This is a genomic window from Streptomyces sp. NPDC018026 (assembly GCF_044327745.1).
GTDB lineage: Bacteria > Actinomycetota > Actinomycetes > Streptomycetales > Streptomycetaceae > Streptomyces > Streptomyces rubrogriseus.
This window is the reverse complement of the sequence record NZ_JBIRFY010000002.1, coordinates 238,763-257,498: the sequence shown is the minus strand read 5'-3', so window position 1 is coordinate 257,498 and position 18,736 is coordinate 238,763. Positions and strand designations below refer to the sequence as shown.

Here is an 18,736-nt window from a genome sequence, read left to right as displayed (position 1 = left end):
ACCTACCTTCGAATTGTCCCGCAGGGCGCGACGCTCCGCACCGTTCGAAGGCAGCCACCACCATGTCCAACGCCAGCGCTACCCACCCGACCCGCCGCGGAATCCTCGCCGCCGGCGGCGCCCTCGGCCTCGGTGCCGTGCTCGCGGCCTGCGGCGACGACGACGGCAAGAGCGGTGGGGCGGGCGACGGGTCGGACGGCGCCGCCAAGTCCGGCCCCTGGTCCTTCAAGGACGACCGCGGCACCACCGTGAAGCTGGACAAGGTGCCGGCGAACATCGTCGCCTTCACGGGGGTCGCCGCCGCCCTCTTCGACTACGGCGTCGAGGTCAAGGGCGTCTTCGGCCCGACCACCACCAAGGACGGCAAGCCCGACGTGCAGGCCGGCGACCTCGACGTCGACAAGGTCACCGTGCTCGGCAACGAGTGGGGCAAGCTCAACGTCGAGAAGTACGCCTCCCTCGCCCCCGAGGTGCTCATCACCACGACCTTCGACACCGCGGGCACCCTCTGGTCCGTCCCGGAGGAGTCGAAGGACAAGATCGCCAAGCTCGCGCCGAGCGTCGCGATCTCGGTCTTCGACCGCCAGCTCACCCAGCCGCTCCAGCGAATGTGGGAGCTGGCCGAGTCGCTCGGCGCGGACATGAAGGCCAAGAAGGCCACCGACGCCAAGGCCGCCTTCGACAAGGCCGCCGCCCGGCTGCGCGCCGCCGCCAAGGCCAGGCCCGAGATCAGGGTGCTGGCGGGTTCCGCGAGCCCCGACCTGTTCTACGTCTCCGGCACCAACCTCTCGGTGGACCTGGAGTACTTCAAGGCCCTCGGCGTGAACTTCGTCGAGCCCTCCGAGGACGCCAAGAAGGCGACCGGCGGCTGGTTCGAGTCCCTGAGCTGGGAGAACGTCGACAAGTACCCGGCCGACGTCATCATCATGGACGACCGCGCCTCGACCATCCAGCCCGCGGACATCACCGAGGGCACCTGGAAGCAGCTCCCCGCGGTCAAGGCCGGACAGGTCATCGCCCGCTCCCCCGAGCCGATCCTGTCCTACGACAAGTGCACGCCGCTGCTCGACAACCTGGCCGAGGCGATCGAGAACGCCAAGAAGGTCGGCTGACCCGCCCCCCTCCCCCGGAGCCCCTCATGACGACGGCCGTCGCCGCCCCGTTCCGTTTCTTCGCCCTCCAGGTCGTACGGACGAGGCGGCTCGGCCCGTCCCTGGCCCGGGTCACCTTCGCCGGACCCGACCTGCGCGGCTTCCGCTCCGACGGCCTCGACCAGTCGCTGTCGCTGTTCCTGCCGCACCCGGGGCAGGCGGAGCCCGCGGTGCCGGTGGAGCTGGGTGAGGGCTGGTGGCAGGGCTGGCGGGAACTGCCGGAGGACGTGCGGGCGGTGATGCGCTCGTACACGCTGCGGTCGCTGCGCCGGGACGACGACGGGCACAACGCCGAGATCGACGTCGACTTCGTCCTGCACGGCCTCGAACCGGACTCGGGGATCCAGGCGGGCCCCGCCGCCCGCTGGGCCGCCGACGCCGCCCCCGGCGACCGCGTGCTGCTGCTCGGCCCGGCGGTCGCCGACAACCGGGCGATCCGCTTCCGGCCGCCCGAGGACACCGACCTGGTGGTGATCTGGGGCGACGAGACCGCCGTACCCGCCGCCTGCGCCATCGTGGAGGCACTGCCGGCCGGCACCCGCGCCCGGGTCTGGCTTCAGGTGCCGCACGCCGGGGACGTGCAGGACCTCCGGACGACCGCGGACGCCGAGATCACCTGGCTGGTCGGGGACGACACCGGCGGGCCCGAGACGACCCTCGCCACCCTCCGGGCCGCCCAACTGCCGCCCGCCGAGCACCCCTACGTCTGGATCGCGGGCGAGTCCGGCCGCGTCAAGCAGCTGCGGCGGCACTTCGTGGGCGAGCGCGGCGTCGACCGACGGGCCGTCACCTTCGTCGGCTACTGGCGCCGCGGCCTGACGGAGGAACAACTCCGCGAGCAGGGCTGAGGACCGCACCCCGCCACCGCGCCCAGCCACCGCATCCGCCCCAGCCGGCCGCACGGACGGGACGCGAGTGACAGCGGTCACCCACAGGCGCGCGTTTGATCGACTCAACTTAGGTTAGGCTCACCTAAGTCGAAGTGAGGGTTCCGGCCCTCCCCACCCCCTCTCGGACCGTCCCCACCGGAGGACCCCCACATGCGCTCGCACCTGCTCAACGACACCACCGCGGAGCAGTACCGCCGCTCCGTGACCGAAGGAGTCGAGCGGGTGGCCGCCAAACTCGCCACCACCGACCGTCCGTTCACCGGCGTCACGGTCGACGCCCTCTCCCCCCGCATCGACGGGATCGACCTCGACGAGCCGCTGCACGACACGGCCGCGGTCCTGGACGAGCTGGAGGACGTCTACCTCCGCGACGCCGTCTACTTCCACCACCCCCGCTACCTCGCCCACCTCAACTGCCCGGTCGTCATACCGGCGCTGCTCGGTGAGGCGGTCCTGTCCGCCGTCAACTCCTCCCTGGACACCTGGGACCAGTCGGCGGGCGGCACGCTGATCGAGCGGAAGCTGATCGACTGGACCTGCGCCCGGATCGGCCTCGGCCCGGCGGCCGACGGCGTGTTCACCTCCGGCGGCACCCAGTCCAATCTCCAGGCGCTGCTCCTCGCCCGCGAGGAGGCGAAGGCCGAGGACTTCGCCTCCCTGCGGATCTTCGCCTCCGAGGTCAGCCACTTCAGCGTCAAGAAGTCCGCGAAACTGCTCGGCCTCGGCCCCGACGCCGTCGTGTCGATCCCGGTCGACCGCGACAAGCGGATGCAGGCCGTCGCCCTCGCCCGCGAGCTGGAGCGCTGCGCGCAGGACGGCCTGGTCCCCATGGCCGTCGTCGCCACCGGCGGCACCACCGACTTCGGCTCGATCGACCCGCTGCCGGAGATCGCCGGGCTGTGCGAGCAGTACGGCGTGTGGCTGCACGTCGACGCGGCCTACGGCTGCGGGCTGCTCGCCTCCCTGAAGTACCGGCACCGCATCGACGGCATCGAGCGGGCCGACTCGGTCACCGTGGACTACCACAAGTCCTTCTTCCAGCCGGTCAGTTCGTCGGCCGTGCTGGTCCGGGACGCGGCCACGCTGCGCCACGCCACCTACCACGCGGAGTACCTCAACCCGCGCCGCATGGTGCAGGAACGTATCCCCAACCAGGTGGACAAGTCCCTCCAGACCACCCGCCGCTTCGACGCGCTCAAGCTGTGGATGACGCTGCGCGTGATGGGGGCCGACGGCATCGGCGAACTCTTCGACGAGGTGTGCGACCTGGCCGCCGAGGGCTGGAAACTGCTCGCCGCCGACCCGCGCTTCGACGTCGTGGTCCAGCCGTCGCTGTCCACGCTGGTCTTCCGCCACATCCCGGCGGACGTCACCGACCCCGCCGAGATCGACCGCGCCAACCTCTACGCCCGCAAGGCCCTGTTCGCGTCCGGCGACGCCGTGGTCGCGGGCACCAAGGTCGCCGGTCGCCACTACCTGAAGTTCACCCTGCTCAACCCCGGGACGACCCCGGCCGACATCGCCGCCGTCCTCGACCTGATCGCCGGCCACGCCGAGCAGTACCTGGGAGACTCCCTTGACCGCGCTTCCTGAAGCCAGCGCCCCGTACGACTTCGTGGGCATCGGCCTCGGCCCCTTCAACCTCGGCCTCGCCTGCCTCACCGAGCCCGTCGCCGAGCTGAACGGCGTCTTCCTGGAGTCCAAGCCGGACTTCGAGTGGCACGCCGGGATGTTCCTGGACGGCGCCCACCTCCAGACCCCGTTCATGTCGGACCTGGTCACGCTCGCCGACCCGACCTCGCCGTACTCCTTCCTCAACTACCTGAAGGAGCAGGGCCGCCTCTACTCGTTCTACATCCGGGAGAACTTCTACCCGCTGCGCGTCGAGTACGACGACTACTGCCGCTGGGCCGCGCACAAGCTGAGCAGCGTCCGCTTCTCCACGACGGTCACCGAGGTGACGTACGACGAGCGCGAGGAGCTGTACGCCGTCGCCACCACCTCCGGCGACACCTACCGCGCCCGCCGCCTGGTCCTCGGCACCGGCACCCCGCCGCACATCCCGGACCCCTGCCGGGGCCTGGCCGGCGACTTCCTGCACAACTCCCGGTACGTGCGGCACCGGGCGGAGCTGGTCAAGAAGAAGTCGATCACGCTGGTCGGCAGCGGCCAGTCCGCCGCCGAGATCTACCAGGACCTGCTGGGCGAGATCGACGTCCACGGCTACCGGCTGAACTGGGTCACCCGCTCCCCGCGCTTCTTCCCGCTCGAATACACCAAGCTCACCCTGGAGATGACCTCCCCGGAGTACGTGGACTACTTCCACGCGCTGCCCGAGGACACCCGCTACCGCCTCACCGCCGAGCAGAAGGGCCTGTTCAAGGGCATCGACGGCGACCTGATCAACGAGATCTTCGACCTGCTCTACCAGAAACGGCTCGGCGGCCCCGTCCCCACCCGCCTGCTCACCAACTCGGCGCTGACCAGCGCCCGGTACGCGGACGGCACGTACACCCTCGGCTTCCGCCAGGAGGAGCAGGGTGAGGACTTCGAGATCGAGACCGAGGGCCTGGTCCTCGCCACCGGCTACCGCTACACCGAGCCGGAGTTCCTCAAGCCCGTCCGGGACCGCCTGCGCTACGACTCCCGCGGCAACTTCGACATCGGCCGCAACTACGCGGTCGACGTCACGGGAGGCGGCGTGTTCCTGCAGAACGCGGGGGTCCACGCGCACAGCGTCACCAGCCCCGACCTGGGCATGGGCGCCTACCGCAACAGCTGCATCGTCCGGGAGCTGCTCGGCCGCGAGTACTACCCGGTCGAGAAGACGATCGCGTTCCAGGAGTTCGCCGTATGAGCCGCACGAGCACCACCACCGCCGTCGGGGCGCTGACCCTGCGCCCCCTCGACCCGCTGCACGACGGCGAGCTGCTGCACGGCTGGCTCACCCACCCCAAATCCGCGTACTGGATGATGCGGGACGCCCGGCTGGTGGACGTCGAGCGGGCCTACATGGAGCTGGCCGCCGACGAGCACCAGCAGGCCCACCTCGGCCTGCACGACGGGGTCCCGGCCTTCCTGATGGAGCGCTACGACCCCGTCCACCGCGAGCTGGTCGGGCTGTACGAGCCCGAGCCGGGCGACGTCGGCATGCACTTCCTGGTCGCACCGACCGACCGGCCCGTGCACGGCTTCACCCGGGCCGTGATCACCGCCGTGATGACCGAGCTGTTCGCCGACCCGGCGACCCGGCGGGTCGTCGTCGAACCGGACGTCACCAACACCGCGGTCCACGCCCTGAACGCAGCCGTCGGATTCGTGCCCGAGCGCGAGATCCAGAAGCCGGAGAAGAAGGCCTTGCTGAGCTTCTGCACCCGCGAGCAGTTCGAGAAGGCGGTGTCCGCATGACCCTCGCCGACGCCGTCGCCCACCTGTCCCCCGAACGCTGGGAGCGGGCCAACCGCCTCCTGATCCGCAAGGCGCTGGCCGAGTTCACCCACGAGCGCCTGCTGACCCCGGAGCGGGAGCCGGACGAGCCGGCCGGTCGGACATACGCGGTCCGGAGCGACGACGGCCAGACCGTCTACCGCTTCACCGCCACCGTCCGCGCCCTGGACCACTGGCAGGTGGACGCCGCCTCCGTCACCCGCCACCGCGACGGCGCGGAACTCCCGCTCGCCGCACTCGACTTCTTCGTCGAGCTGAAGCAGACCCTGGGCCTGAGCGACGACATCCTGCCCGTGTACCTGGAGGAGATCTCCTCCACCCTCTCCGGCATCTGCTACAAGCTGACCAAGCCGCAGGTCACCTCCGCCGAGCTGGCCCGGAGCGACGACTTCCAGGCCGTCGAGACCGGCATGACCGAGGGCCACCCCTGTTTCGTCGCCAACAACGGCCGGCTGGGCTTCGGCGTCCACGAGTACCTGTCGTACGCCCCCGAGACCGCGAGCCCGGTGCGCCTGGTGTGGCTGGCCGCGCACCGGTCGCGGGCGGCGTTCACGGCGGGCGTGGGCATCGAGTACGAGTCCTTCGTCCGGGACGAGCTGGGCGCGGCCACCGTCGAGCGCTTCCACGGCGTGCTGCGCGGGCGCGGCCTGGACCCGGCCGACTACCTCCTCATCCCGGTGCACCCCTGGCAGTGGTGGAACAAGCTCACCGTCACCTTCGCCGCCGAGGTCGCCCGGGGGCACCTGGTGTGCCTGGGCGAGGGCGACGACGAGTACCTGGCCCAGCAGTCCATCCGCACCTTCTTCAACGCCTCGCACCCCGGGAAGCACTATGTGAAGACGGCCCTGTCCGTCCTCAACATGGGCTTCATGCGGGGTCTGTCGGCGGCGTACATGGAGGCCACCCCGGCCATCAACGACTGGCTCGCCCGGCTGATCGAGGGCGACCCGGTGCTGAAGGAGACGGGGCTGAGCATCATCCGGGAGCGGGCGGCCGTCGGCTACCGGCACCTGGAGTACGAGCGGGCCACCGACCGCTACTCGCCCTACCGCAAGATGCTGGCGGCGCTGTGGCGGGAGAGCCCGGTGCCGTCCCTCCGGGAGGGCGAGACCCTCGCCACCATGGCCTCCCTGGTCCACGTGGACCACGAGGGCGCCTCCTTCGCGGGCGCGCTGATCGAGCGGTCCGGGCTCACGCCCGCCGAGTGGCTGCGGCACTACCTGCGGGCCTACTACGTCCCGCTGCTGCACAGCTTCTACGCCTACGACCTGGTGTACATGCCGCACGGCGAGAACGTGATCCTCGTGCTGGCGGACGGCGTGGTGCGGCGGGCAATCTACAAGGACATCGCCGAGGAGATCGCGGTGCTGGACCCGGACGCCGTGCTGCCGCCGGAGGTCTCCCGCATCGCGGTGGACGTGCCCGACGACAAGAAGCTCCTCTCCCTCTTCACGGACGTCTTCGACTGCTTCTTCCGTTTCCTGGCCGCGAACCTGGCGGAGGAGGGGATCGTGACGGAGGACGCCTTCTGGCGGACGGTCGCCGAGGTCACCCGGGAGTACCAGGAGTCGGTGCCGGAGCTGGCCGACAAGTTCGAGCGGTACGACATGTTCGCGCCCGAGTTCGCCCTGTCCTGCCTCAACCGGCTCCAGCTGCGCGACAACCGGCAGATGGTGGACCTCGCCGACCCCTCCGGCGCACTCCAGCTGATCGGGACCCTGAGGAACCCCCTCGCGGGGCTGTGATCCCGCAATGGCGGGCACCCCGGAGAAGGTCCTCCGGGGTGCCCGTCGTTACGGCCGGATCAGGTCCAGGGCACCTGCGGCGAGCGGTAGTAGTCGATCCCCATCGCCTCCCAGCGCGGTGCCTGTGCGGCGAGCCGCACCCGGTAGGTGTCCCAGTCGTGCGTCGACGCCGGGGACCAGCCCAGTTCGGCGACGCCCGGGAGCCTCGGGAAGGCCATGAAGTCCAGCTGGTCGGGGTCGGACAGGGTCTCCGTCCACAGCGGGGCCTCGACACCGCGGACCGCGTCGGCCGGGGCGCCCGGCAGATAGGCGGCCGGGTCCCAGTCGTAGGACCGCCGCACCTCCACGTAGCCCGCCCAGGACAGGCCCAGCGGGGTGTCCTCGGTGTACTTCATGTCCAGGTACGTCCGGTCCGCCGGGGACAGGATCAGCCCGGTGCCGTTCCTGGCGGCCTCGGCGACCTCGGCCTTCTCCGCGTCGCCGGTGCGGTCCAGGCCCCAGTACTGGACCAGCGCGCCCTCGACCGGTTCGGCGCCGGCCAATTGGTGCCAGCCGACGACCGTCTTGCCGTACTTGGCGACGACCGGCTGCACCCGCTTCATGAACGTGACGAAGTCGGCGTGCGGGGTGGAGTGCGCTTCGTCGCCGCCGATGTGGAGGTAGCGGCCCGGGGTGAGCGCGGCGAGTTCGCCGAGGACGTCGTCCACGAAGTCGTAGGTGACGTCCTTGCCGACGCACAGCGAGCTGAAGCCGACCTTGGTGCCGGTGTACAGCGGGGGTGCCACGCCGTCGCAGTTCAGCTCCGCGTAGGAGGCGAGGGCGGCGTTGGTGTGGCCCGGCATGTCGATCTCGGGCACGACCTCCAGGTGCCGGGAGGCGGCGTATTGGACGATCTCCCGGTAGTCCGCCTTGGTGTAGTACCCGCCGGGGCCGCCGCCGACCTCGGTGGAGCCGCCGTACGCCGCCAGGCGCGGCCAGGAGTCGACGGCGATGCGCCAGCCCTGGTCGTCGCTGAGGTGCAGGTGGAGCTTGTTGTACTTGTAGAGGGCGACGCGGTCGATGTAGCGCTTGACCTCGTCGACGCCGAAGAAGTGCCGGGAGACGTCGAGCATGGCGCCGCGCCAGGTGTAGCGGGGCGTGTCCTCGATGGTGCCGCCCGCGACCGGCCAGGGGCCGCTCTGCACGGTGTCCTTCTCGACGGCGGCGGGCAGCAGCTGACGGAGGGTCTGGACGCCGTGGAAGAGCCCGGCGGCCTTGCGGGCGGTGATGGTGATGCCGGAGGGGCCGCTGTCGAGGCGGTAGCCCTCGTCGCCGTACGGGCCGCCCGCCAGGCGCAGCCGTATGCCGCCGTGGCCGTGGGAGGTGACGGGGAGCCGGTATCCGGTGGCGGGTCGCAGGAGGTCCGCGAGGTAGTCGCCGACGCGGCGGGCCTCGCGCGAGTCGTCGACGCGGATGTGGGTGCCGCGGGTGATGCGGTACGGCGCCCCGCCGGGTTCGACCGAGGCGGGGACCGGGATCACCTGGTCCAGGGGGGTCGGCCGGTCGGCCGTCTTCCGGTTCGGGGCGGCGCCGGTGGTCATGGCGCCGACCGCCGCCACCAGCAGCAGCGCTCCCAGCAGCCGGGGGATGCGGGGAGTCGTTCTGTGGTGCCGTCGATGAGGTCTCACGTGCGCTCCCTTCGCGATGGGTTGGGATGGGTGGGACCACTCTCCCGCACCATCACCGCCCGCGGCGGCGATGAAACAATCCCCGCATGGCGGAAATCATCCAGAAGGACGGAACGTGGGTCTTCGACGGCGACGCCCTCAGGTTGACACCCGGGCGGGACAAGAACGTCAGTCTGCTCCGCAGGGAACTGGGTGAACTGCTCGTGCCGCTGGCGGCGTTGGCGGGCATTTCGTTCGAGCAGGGGAAGAAGTCGGGGCGGCTCAGGCTGCGGCTGCGCGACGGCGCCGACCCCTTGCTGCACGCGACGGGCGGCCGGCTGACCGAGCCGCACGACCCTTACCAGCTCCTGGTCGAGTCCGACCGGTACGGCGTGGCCGAGTACTTCGTCGACGAGGTGCGCAACGCGCTGCTCCTCGACCGGGTGCCGTCCGGCCCGGTGGACGCCTACCTGCTGCCGGGGCCGTCGGTGCCGCTGTCGGTGTCGGCCGGGGACGGCGTCGCGAGCTTCGACGGGGAGCGGGTGCGGCTGGAGTGGAAGTGGCAGGCGGAGGACTCCAAGTCGGCCGCCGGGCCGCGCACCCTCCCCCTCGCCGACATCGTCGCCGTGGAATGGCAGCCGACGGTGGGCCTGGAGAACGGCCACCTCCGCTTCACCGTGCGGGCGGCGCCGAGCAAGGTGCCGCCGAAGTACGACCCCAACGCCGTGGAGCTGTGGGGCTTCAAGAAGGATCCGCTGATGGCCCTGGTGGCGGCGGCCGTCCAGGCCCGTCTCCCGCATCCGGCCGCGCGCACGGCCCGTCCGGCCCTTCAGGACGCCGGCCCGTCCGAGGAGAGCCCCGCACCGGCCCCCGCACCCGCCGCCGAGGACGACCACGACGCGCTGCTGCGCCGGCTGCGCGAGCTGGGCGAACTGCACCGCTCCGGAGTACTGACGGACGAGGAGTTCACCCTGGCGAAACAGGCGATTCTGAAGCGGATGTAGACACAGAACCCACACAGACACACCCACTCCTGCCCGATATCGGGCAGGATTCTTGCACAGGCGCCTCCCTTACCCCAGGATCTACCGGGTGCACGACGAACTCGTTGATCATCTGACGCGGTCCACCCCGCTGAGCCGGGGCGAAGCGCTGCGCGTGGTCCAGGACGTGCTCGCCTACTTCGACGAGACGACCGAGGAATACGTCCGTCGCCGCCACCGCGAGCTCCAGGCCCAGGGCCTGGTGAACGCGACGATCTTCGAACGGATCGAGGCGGAACTGAAATACCGCGCGGTCGCGCCGCCGGAGCTGTCGCTCCGTCAGCTGCGCCGCATCGTCTACGGCTGAGCAGGCCGAGAAGGACACGAGGGATACCTCTACATGTGCGGAATCGTCGGATACATCGGCAAGCGTGACGTCGCGCCCCTGCTCCTCGAAGGCCTCCAGCGCCTGGAGTACCGCGGGTACGACTCGGCGGGCGTGGTCATCACCTCCCCGAAGGCGACCGGCCTCAGGATGGTCAAGGCCAAGGGCCGGGTGCGCGACCTGGAGGCCAAGGTCCCCGCGCGCTTCAAGGGCACCACCGGCATCGCCCACACCCGCTGGGCCACCCACGGCGCACCCTCCGACGTGAACGCCCACCCGCACATGTCGGCCGACAACAAGGTCGCCGTCGTCCACAACGGCATCATCGACAACGCCGCCGACCTGCGCCGCAAGCTGGAGGCGGACGGCGTCGAGTTCCTCTCCGAGACCGACACCGAGGTCCTCGTCCACCTGATCGCCCGCTCCGAGGCCGAGAAGCTGGAGGACAAGGTCCGCGAGACCCTGCGGGTGATCGAGGGCACGTACGGCATCGCCGTGATGCACGCCGACTTCCCCGAGCGCATCGTCGTCGCCCGCAACGGCTCGCCGGTCGTCCTCGGCATCGGCGAGAAGGAGATGTTCGTCGCCTCGGACATCGCCGCGCTGGTCACCCACACCCGGCAGATAGTCACGCTCGACGACGGCGAGATGGCCACCCTCAAGGCCGACGACTTCCGCACCTACACCACCGAGGGCACCCGCACCACGTCCGAGCCCACCACCGTGGAGTGGGAGGCCGCCTCCTACGACATGGGCGGCCACGACACCTACATGCACAAGGAGATCCACGAGCAGGCCGAGGCCGTGGACCGGGTGCTGCGCGGCCGGATCGACGACCGCTTCTCCACCGTGCACCTCGGCGGCCTCAACCTGGACGCCCGCGACGCGCGCGCCGTGCGCCGCGTGAAGATCCTCGGCTGCGGCACCTCGTACCACGCGGGCCAGATCGGCGCCCAGATGATCGAGGAGCTGGCGCGCATCCCCGCGGACGCCGAGCCGGCCTCCGAGTTCCGCTACCGCAACGCGGTCGTCGACCCCGACACCCTGTACATCGCCGTCTCCCAGTCCGGCGAGACCTACGACGTGCTCGCCGCCGTGCAGGAGCTCAAGCGCAAGGGCGCCCGGGTCCTCGGCATCGTCAACGTCGTGGGCTCGGCGATCGCCCGCGAGGCCGACGGCGGCATGTACGTGCACGCCGGTCCCGAGGTGTGCGTGGTGTCCACCAAGTGCTTCACCAACACCTGCGTCGCCTTCGCGCTGCTCGCCCTGCACCTGGGCCGCACCCGCGACCTCTCCGTGCGCGACGGCAAGCGGATCATCGAGGGGCTGCGCAGGCTGCCCGCGCAGATCTCCGAGATGCTGGAGCAGGAGGAGGACGTCAAGAAGCTGGCCGCGCAGTACGCCGAGGCCCGCTCGATGCTCTTCATCGGCCGCGTGCGGGGCTATCCGGTCGCCCGCGAGGCCTCCCTGAAGCTCAAGGAGGTCTCCTACATCCACGCCGAGGCCTACCCGGCCTCCGAGCTGAAGCACGGCCCGCTCGCCCTGATCGAGCCCGCGCTGCCGACGGTCGCGATCGTGCCGGACGACGACCTGCTGGAGAAGAACCGCGCGGCCATGGAGGAGATCAAGGCCCGCAGCGGTCAGATCCTCGCCGTCGCCCACCGGGAGCAGGAGAAGGCCGACCACACGATCGTCGTCCCGAAGAACGAGGACGAGCTGGACCCGATCCTCATGGGCATCCCGCTCCAGCTCCTCGCCTACCACACGGCGCTGGCCCTGGGCCGGGACATCGACAAGCCCCGCAACCTCGCCAAGTCGGTGACGGTGGAGTAGGCCTGCCCCCAAGGTCCCCGTCCCGCCGGGTCGGGGAATGACGTTCCGCCGGGTCAGGGAATGACGACCACGGGCCGCTTCGCGCGCTTGGCGAGGCGGCCCGCGACGGAGCCGAAGAGGCGGCCGACCAGTCCGTGACTGGAGCCGACGACGATGGCGTCCGCCTCGTACTCCCGCCCCACCTCTTCGAGCTCGTGGCAGATGTCGCCGCCGCGCTCGACCAGGATCCAGGACACCTCGGCGAGGTAGTCCGCGCACGCCAGCTCCAGACCGAGCACCTCGGTGCGGTGGTCGGGCACGTCGACGAAGACCGGAGGTTCGCAGCCGGCCCACACGGTGGTGGGCAGCCGGTTGGCGACATGCACGATGACCAGGCCGGAGCCCAGCCGGGAGGCCATGCCGATGGCGTAGGCGAGGGCGCGCTCGCTGGACGTGGAGCCGTCGAAGCCGACGACGACACCGTGCTTGAAGGCTGGGTCGCACGACTGGCGTGGCTCTTCGGCCGCCAGGGGCTCGGCCGCCGTAGGTTCGGCGACGGGCCGCTTGCGGTCCGCGGGTTCGAAGAATTCGTGACCGGCCATGGCTGTCTCGGCGTTTTTATCCTCTATGGGGGACAACAGTGTGCGGCGGAGCTGTGTCCGGGAATGGTCTTCCCAACCCCATACCCCCAAGGGTACGGCGGCACTCCTCCTTCGCCCGGATCTCGCAGGGGGTCCCCGCGGGATTCACCGGAGCATGCCCGAGAGGGCGCCCGTAACGCAATGGTTGCTGCTCTGTACAGGCGGTTTGCACAGGATTCAACTGTCCGTGACCGGTCGTGTCCCGTCGTGACCGACGCGGCGCACGGGCGTTGATCCCCGTGCCGCCACCCCAGGGAGCACCCGTGTCAGGACCGCACCGTCCCGCCGATCCGACGTCCGGCACACCCGACCGGGACGGCGTCACCGATCTCGTCCGCTGGGCGGCGTTCAGTTGCTTCCTCGTCCCGGTGGCGCTCCTCTGGTACGGCGCCTCCTTCGCGGGCGCCGCCGGCACGGCCTTCGGGCTGGCCGCCGTCACCGCCGCGTGCCGTCTGCTGCTGCGGCGTTCCGAGCGGGTCGCGGCCCGGCCGCGGGCGCGCGGGCGGCGGGCTCGCGGGGGCGGGCGGCACGCTGGGGAAAAAGCACCGGTCGACTGACCGGTTTCCGCGCACAGTTCCGCTTCTTTTCAGCCAACTTCCGCAGGTGGCGCATGCACGCCCCTCACCACCCCCAAACCCCCGTTCCACCTGCACGGAAAGGGTCTCGGGCCCCCCTCGCGCCCTATGGGGATTGGCCACTGACACAAGGCGCACTTCCCAGGGGCGCCCGGGAGTGCAACGCTTCGTGATCGACTGCTTCACGCCAAGTTGCCATGTCGACAATGTCCCAAGTGCCGAACCGGCCACCTCGGCACGGCGGGACACAGTAGATTCGATCTTGACCGTCTACGGCGGGGGACTCGTGCAGGACCGAGGGGAAACGTGTTGGAGCGACAGACCCGAAGGGTGAAGGGCGCCGCGACCACCGAGGGGGGCTTAGCAGTATGAGCCACGACTCCGCCGCCGCGCCGGAAGCCGCGGCCCGGAAGCTGTCCGGGCGCCGCCGCAAGGAGATCGTCGCGGTGCTGCTGTTCAGCGGCGGCCCCATCTTCGAGAGTTCCATACCGCTGTCGGTGTTCGGGATCGACCGCCAGGACGCCGGCGTGCCGCGCTACCGGCTGCTGGTGTGCGCCGGCGAGGAGGGCCCGCTGCGGACCACGGGGGGCCTGGAACTCACCGCGCCGCAGGGACTGGAGGCGATCTCGCGCGCGGGCACGGTCGTCGTGCCGGCCTGGCGGTCGATCACCTCGCCGCCGCCGGAGGAGGCACTCGACGCACTGCGCAGGGCGCACGAGGAGGGGGCGCGCATAGTCGGACTGTGCACGGGCGCCTTCGTCCTCGCCGCGGCGGGCCTGCTGGACGGCCGCCCCGCCACCACGCACTGGATGTACGCGCCGACGCTGGCCAAGCGCTATCCCTCGGTGCACGTCGATCCGCGCGAGCTGTTCGTGGACGACGGCGACGTGCTGACCTCCGCCGGCACCGCGGCCGGGATCGACCTGTGTCTGCACATCGTGCGCACGGACCACGGCAACGAGGCGGCCGGGGCGCTGGCCCGCCGTCTGGTGGTCCCCCCGCGCCGCAGCGGCGGCCAGGAGCGCTACCTCGACAGGTCTTTACCGGAGGAGATCGGCGCCGACCCGCTCGCCGAGGTCGTCGCCTGGGCGCTGGAGCACCTCCACGAGCAGTTCGACGTGGAGACGCTGGCCGCGCGCGCCTACATGAGCCGCCGCACCTTCGACCGCCGGTTCCGCTCGCTGACGGGCAGCGCCCCGCTGCAGTGGCTGATCACCCAGCGGGTGCTCCAGGCGCAGCGCCTGCTGGAGACGTCCGACTACTCGGTGGACGAGGTCGCCGGACGCTGCGGCTTCCGCTCCCCGGTGGCCCTGCGCGGCCACTTCCGCCGCCAGCTGGGCTCGTCCCCGGCCGCCTACCGGGCGGCCTACCGGGCGCGCCGTCCTCAGGGCGAGCGCCAGGCGGACCCGGACGCCGCGGCCGCGGGCGCCTCCCGTCCGCTGCCCCCGTCCGACCCGCCGGCCGTCCTCGCCGCGGAGAACGCGGTCCCGTTCCAGACCCGCCGCACGGCGTCCCCGATGCCGGCGGGCGCGGCGAGCGTGCCGGGGCAGCGCAGCGCACCTTGAGGTGAGCAGACGGCTCCCTTGAACGCCGGACGGGCTCCTCCAGCCCGTCCGGCGTCCACGTTCGATGCCGGGCAGGGCAACTCAGCCCGTCCGGCGTTTGAGGACGAGGCCGTCCAGGCCGAAGCGGGGGTTCGGGGGCGGCAGCCCCCGTGACGCCCGCACCGACGCCGGGGGCCAAATAAACAGGCGCTCACCGTACAGTGGCCCGCATGAACGATCGCATGGTGTGGATCGACTGCGAGATGACCGGCCTCTCGCTGTCCGACGACGCGCTCATCGAGGTTGCCGCCCTCGTCACCGACTCCGAGCTGAACATCCTCGGCGAAGGCGTCGACATCGTGATCCGCCCGCCGGAGCGGGCCCTGGAGACGATGCCGGAGGTGGTGCGGGAGATGCACACCGCGTCCGGGCTGCTCGCCGAGCTGGACGGCGGCACGACGCTGGCCGACGCCGAGGCCCAGGTTCTGGCCTACGTCCGGGAGCATGTGAAGGAGCCCGGCAAGGCCCCCCTGTGCGGCAACTCCGTCGGCACCGACCGCGGCTTCCTGCTGCGGGACATGGCGACGCTGGAGGGCTACCTCCACTACCGGATCGTCGACGTCTCCTCGATCAAGGAGCTGGCCCGCCGCTGGTACCCGCGGGCGTACTTCAACAGCCCCGAGAAGAACGGCAACCACCGCGCGCTCGCCGACATCCGCGAGTCCATCGCCGAACTGCGCTACTACCGGGAGGCGGTCTTCGTGCCCCAGCCCGGCCCCGACTCCGACACGGCCAGGGCGATCGCCGCGAAGCACGTCGTAGCCGCCGGTTAGGGCCGCGCGCCCGCCGGACGGCGGCGTCCGGAAAGCCGGGCGCGAGCACCCCTTCGGACCCTGTACACTTTTTCTCAGCCGGTCGGGAAACCCGCCACGCGGGATTCGAGCACCGGCCTCGGTGGGTGTAGCTCAGCTGGTAGAGCACCTGGTTGTGGTCCAGGATGCCGCGGGTTCAAGTCCCGTCACTCACCCTGATCCGTCAGCCGGTGGCCTTCGCGAGAAGGTCACCGGCTGACGGCGTTCCAGGGCTCGGACAACGCCGGACGGGTCACGGGGACCAGAAGACCGCGCCGCCCGCCGCCGCCGAGGACGGCGGCGGCGGTTCGGTGCTCTACGACGACCGGCGCTCCACCAGTTCCGTCGCCAGCACCACCTGGTGGCGTTCCAGGCCGCGCGAGGCGGCCGGGCGGCGGTCGGCGATCTCGGTCAGCAGCAGGTCGATCATCGCGCGGCCCATCTCCTCGATGGGCTGGCGCACGCTGGTCAGCGGCGGCTCCATGTGGCGGGCGATGGCCGAGTCGTCGTAGCCGACCAGCGCCACGTCGTCCGGGATGCGCCGGCCCGCCTCGCGCAGGACCTGCCCGGCACCCGCCGCGGTGACGTCGGAGGCGGCGAAGACCGCGTCCACGTCGGAGTGGCGGCGCAGCAGCTTCGCCATCGCGCGGCGCCCGCCCTCCTCGGTGAAGTCACCCGGCTCGATCAGGCTCTCGTCCACCTCGTGGCCCGCCTCGCGCAGGGCGTCGCGGTAGCCGTCGACGCGTCGCTGGGCGCCGTAGACGGCGAGGTGACCGGTGATGTGGGCGACGCGGCCGCGCCCCCGGGACAGCAGGTGCTCGACGGCCGAGCGGGCGCCGCCGTAGTTGTCCGAGTCCACCGAGGCCAGCGGCTCCGCGGCCGAGCGGGGGCCGCTGATCACCGCGGGGATCTCCAGCTGGGTCAGCAGGTCGGGCAGCGGGTCGTCGGCGTGCACCGAGACCAGCAGGACGCCGTCCACCCGGTGCGCCGCCAGGTACTGGGCGAGCCGCTCACGCTCCCGGTCGCTGCCCGCGAATATCAGCAGCAGCTGCATCTCGGTGTCGGACAGCTCGGAGCCGACGCCCTTCAGCATGTCCGAGAAGTACGGCTCCGCGAAGAACCGCGTCTCCGGCTCCGGCACCACCAGGGCGATCGCGTCCGTGCGGTTGGCCGCCAGGGCACGGGCCGCCGTGTTCGGGACGTAGCCCAGTTCCGCGACCGCCGCCTCGACGGCCGCCCGGGTCGCGTCGCTGACCCGCGGCGAGCCGTTGATCACGCGGGAGACCGTGCCGCGGCCGACGCCCGCGCGTGCCGCCACTTCTTCGAGGGTGGGCCGGCCACCGCTCCGACCACGCACTCCGTGGCTTGCCATCGGCTCCGCCTCCCGTCGTCACCCCCGCACTCTGCGGCTGGCCTGGAATTTAACAGGCCGGTCGGGTGTAATGACCGACTCCGGCCCCTCCCCGCCGTACGGGGGGGCGTCTCCGCGCCGCTCGCAACGTCCAGTTAACAGGCCGATAACTGAACGCAATTCGTCGCGTCCGTTCCCTTGACACCCCCGCCCGGACCGACGACTCTTCAACACATCACTTGTGGGAGCGCTCCCACACTACCTGGCACATACACATCCCGCACGTTCCACGCCCGAGCCGCAGCGACGAACGCACCACATGAAGCAGCGGGTCCAACCATGCAGTTGGCCGGGGGGTCGGCACGTCAGGGCAACAGGAGGACGCAATGCGAGCAGCACGCAGAGGATCGGCCCGCAGAGTGGTGGTCATGGCGGCCATCGCGTCGCTGGGCGCCGGGCTGCTGGCCGGCTGTGCCGACGACGGGAACGACGAGGACAGCTCGTCGTCGGGCGACAGCAGCGGCAAGACCACGATCACCCTCGGTCTGTTCGGGACGATGGGCTTCAAGGAGGCCGGTCTCTACGACGAGTACGAGAAGCTCAACCCGGACATCAACATCGAGGAGAACGTCACCGAGCGGAACGAGAACTACTACCCCGCCCTGGTGAACCACCTCACCACCAACAGCGGACTCCAGGACGTGCAGGCGATCGAGGTCGGCAACATCGCCGAGGTCGTCGCCACCCAGGCGGACAAGTTCGAGGACATGTCCAAGGCCGCGGGCGTCCAGAAGAGCAACTGGCTCGACTGGAAGTGGCAGCAGGCCACCACCAAGGACGGCGCCACGATCGGCCTCGGCACCGACATCGGCCCGATGGCCATCTGCTACCGCAAGGACCTGTTCGAGAAGGCCGGCCTGCCGACCGACCGCGAAGAGGTCTCCAAGCTGTGGGCCGGTGACTGGAACAAGTTCATCGAGACCGGCGAGAAGTACAAGAAGGGTGCCGGCAAGGACACCTACTTCATGGACTCCCCCGGCGGTCTGATCAACGCCATCCTCAGCAGTGAGGACGAGAAGTTCTACAACTCCGCCGGCGAGGTCATCTACAAGACCAACCCGGCCGTCAAGGACGCCTTCGACCTGACCGCCGAGGCGGCCGAGAAGGGGCTGGTCCAGTCGCAGACCCAGTTCCAGCCGGCCTGGGACCAGACCATTTCCAACAGCCTGTTCGCCACCGTCGCCTGCCCGCCGTGGATGCTCGGCACCATCAAGGCCAAGTCCCAGCCGGACTCCGCCGGCAAGTGGGACGTCGCCCAGGCCCCGAAGGCCGGCAACTGGGGCGGCACCTTCCTGGGCGTGCCCAAGAGCGGCAAGCACGTGAAGGAGGCGCAGAAGCTGGTCACCTGGCTGACCGCGCCCGAGCAGCAGGCCAAGCTCTTCTCCAAGATGGGCAGCTTCCCGAGCGCGCCCGCCGCGTACAAGCTCCCGCAGGTGACCGGCGGCAAGAACGACATGACCGGTGACGCGCCGATCGGCGAGCTGTTCGCCAAGGCCGCCGAGGAGATCCCGACCCAGGTGATCGGCCCGAAGGACCAGATCGTCCAGCAGGGTCTGACCGACAACGGCGTCATCCTCGTCACCCAGGGCAAGTCGGCCGAGGACGCGTGGGACAACGCCGTGAAGACCATCGACAACAACCTGGAGAAGTGACCG

General features: G+C 70.7%; 16 protein-coding genes and 1 tRNA gene. 14 read left to right on the top strand and 3 right to left on the bottom strand.

The genetic code is table 11. The features are described 5' to 3' along the window. The first annotated feature begins 62 nt into the window (after window positions 1-62). The 6 genes from desE to desD all read left to right on the top strand — a co-directional run bounded on the left by desE (window position 63) and on the right by desD (window position 7,233). On the top strand, window positions 63-1,112 hold the full coding sequence (desE, locus tag ACH4D3_RS06820) for a siderophore-binding protein DesE (protein ID WP_398317249.1): 1,050 nt from the start codon (window positions 63-65) through the stop codon (window positions 1,110-1,112). Between the two features lie 26 nt (window positions 1,113-1,138). Further along, the gene (locus tag ACH4D3_RS06815; RefSeq protein WP_398317246.1) at window positions 1,139-1,999 is read left to right on the top strand and encodes a siderophore-interacting protein; all 861 of its coding nucleotides are present in this window, start codon (window positions 1,139-1,141) and stop codon (window positions 1,997-1,999) included. A gap of 192 nt (window positions 2,000-2,191) precedes the next feature. Then, complete coding sequence (gene desA / locus ACH4D3_RS06810) at window positions 2,192-3,634, top strand: lysine decarboxylase DesA (protein WP_398317243.1); 1,443 nt, start codon at window positions 2,192-2,194, stop codon at window positions 3,632-3,634. Then, window positions 3,618-4,898 (top strand): lysine N(6)-hydroxylase/L-ornithine N(5)-oxygenase family protein, encoded by a 1,281-nt coding sequence (locus ACH4D3_RS06805; protein ID WP_398317240.1) that lies wholly within the window; start codon window positions 3,618-3,620, stop codon window positions 4,896-4,898. The genes desA and ACH4D3_RS06805 overlap by 17 nt, the downstream gene beginning before the upstream one ends. Next, window positions 4,895-5,449 carry a GNAT family N-acetyltransferase gene (locus tag ACH4D3_RS06800; RefSeq protein WP_398317238.1) on the top strand — a complete coding sequence of 185 codons (555 nt, stop codon included), beginning with the start codon at window positions 4,895-4,897 and terminating at the stop codon, window positions 5,447-5,449. Before ACH4D3_RS06805 ends, ACH4D3_RS06800 begins: the two co-directional genes overlap by 4 nt. Next, a complete protein-coding gene (desD, locus tag ACH4D3_RS06795) occupies window positions 5,446-7,233 on the top strand; it encodes a desferrioxamine E synthetase DesD (RefSeq protein ID WP_398317235.1) in 1,788 nt (595 codons plus the stop codon). Before ACH4D3_RS06800 ends, desD begins: the two co-directional genes overlap by 4 nt. A gap of 59 nt (window positions 7,234-7,292) precedes the next feature. Here the strand turns inward: desD and ACH4D3_RS06790 are convergent, their stop codons facing one another. After that, window positions 7,293-8,900, bottom strand: coding sequence for a beta-N-acetylhexosaminidase (locus ACH4D3_RS06790; RefSeq protein WP_398317232.1), 1,608 nt, complete (start codon window positions 8,898-8,900; stop codon window positions 7,293-7,295). A gap of 86 nt (window positions 8,901-8,986) precedes the next feature. Between ACH4D3_RS06790 and ACH4D3_RS06785 the strand changes: the two genes are divergently transcribed. The 3 genes from ACH4D3_RS06785 (at window position 8,987) to glmS (ending at window position 12,080) form a co-directional block, all read left to right on the top strand. Then, entirely contained in the window at window positions 8,987-9,883 is an 897-nt protein-coding gene (locus ACH4D3_RS06785; RefSeq protein WP_398317229.1) for a DUF4429 domain-containing protein, read from the top strand. Window positions 9,884-9,971: 88 nt separating this feature from the next. After that, window positions 9,972-10,229 (top strand): hypothetical protein, encoded by a 258-nt coding sequence (locus ACH4D3_RS06780; RefSeq protein WP_003976012.1) that lies wholly within the window; start codon window positions 9,972-9,974, stop codon window positions 10,227-10,229. A gap of 33 nt (window positions 10,230-10,262) precedes the next feature. Then, window positions 10,263-12,080, top strand: a complete 1,818-nt coding sequence (gene glmS, locus ACH4D3_RS06775; RefSeq protein WP_385349655.1) for a glutamine--fructose-6-phosphate transaminase (isomerizing) — start codon at window positions 10,263-10,265, stop codon at window positions 12,078-12,080. A 53-nt stretch (window positions 12,081-12,133) separates the two neighbouring features. Here the strand turns inward: glmS and ACH4D3_RS06770 are convergent, their stop codons facing one another. Then, a complete protein-coding gene (locus tag ACH4D3_RS06770) occupies window positions 12,134-12,661 on the bottom strand; it encodes a universal stress protein (protein ID WP_003976010.1) in 528 nt (175 codons plus the stop codon). A 302-nt stretch (window positions 12,662-12,963) separates the two neighbouring features. Here ACH4D3_RS06770 and ACH4D3_RS06765 point away from each other — a divergent pair, with 302 nt between their 5' ends. The 4 genes from ACH4D3_RS06765 to ACH4D3_RS06750 all read left to right on the top strand — a co-directional run bounded on the left by ACH4D3_RS06765 (window position 12,964) and on the right by ACH4D3_RS06750 (window position 15,846). After that, complete coding sequence (locus ACH4D3_RS06765; RefSeq protein WP_398317224.1) at window positions 12,964-13,257, top strand: hypothetical protein; 294 nt, start codon at window positions 12,964-12,966, stop codon at window positions 13,255-13,257. Window positions 13,258-13,643: 386 nt separating this feature from the next. Beyond that, window positions 13,644-14,840: a helix-turn-helix domain-containing protein gene (locus ACH4D3_RS06760; protein WP_398317221.1), complete on the top strand. Its 1,197-nt coding sequence runs from the start codon at window positions 13,644-13,646 to the stop codon at window positions 14,838-14,840. A gap of 209 nt (window positions 14,841-15,049) precedes the next feature. Next, window positions 15,050-15,652 (top strand): oligoribonuclease, encoded by a 603-nt coding sequence (gene orn / locus ACH4D3_RS06755; protein ID WP_398317218.1) that lies wholly within the window; start codon window positions 15,050-15,052, stop codon window positions 15,650-15,652. Window positions 15,653-15,773: 121 nt separating this feature from the next. Beyond that, window positions 15,774-15,846: transfer RNA gene (locus ACH4D3_RS06750), tRNA-His, on the top strand. 140 nt (window positions 15,847-15,986) lie between these two features. Here ACH4D3_RS06750 and ACH4D3_RS06745 read toward each other — a convergent pair. Continuing rightward, window positions 15,987-17,042: a LacI family DNA-binding transcriptional regulator gene (locus ACH4D3_RS06745; protein ID WP_398317215.1), complete on the bottom strand. Its 1,056-nt coding sequence runs from the start codon at window positions 17,040-17,042 to the stop codon at window positions 15,987-15,989. A gap of 365 nt (window positions 17,043-17,407) precedes the next feature. Between ACH4D3_RS06745 and ACH4D3_RS06740 the strand changes: the two genes are divergently transcribed. Then, the gene (locus ACH4D3_RS06740; RefSeq protein ID WP_398317212.1) at window positions 17,408-18,733 is read left to right on the top strand and encodes an ABC transporter substrate-binding protein; all 1,326 of its coding nucleotides are present in this window, start codon (window positions 17,408-17,410) and stop codon (window positions 18,731-18,733) included. Window positions 18,734-18,736 lie beyond the last annotated feature (3 nt).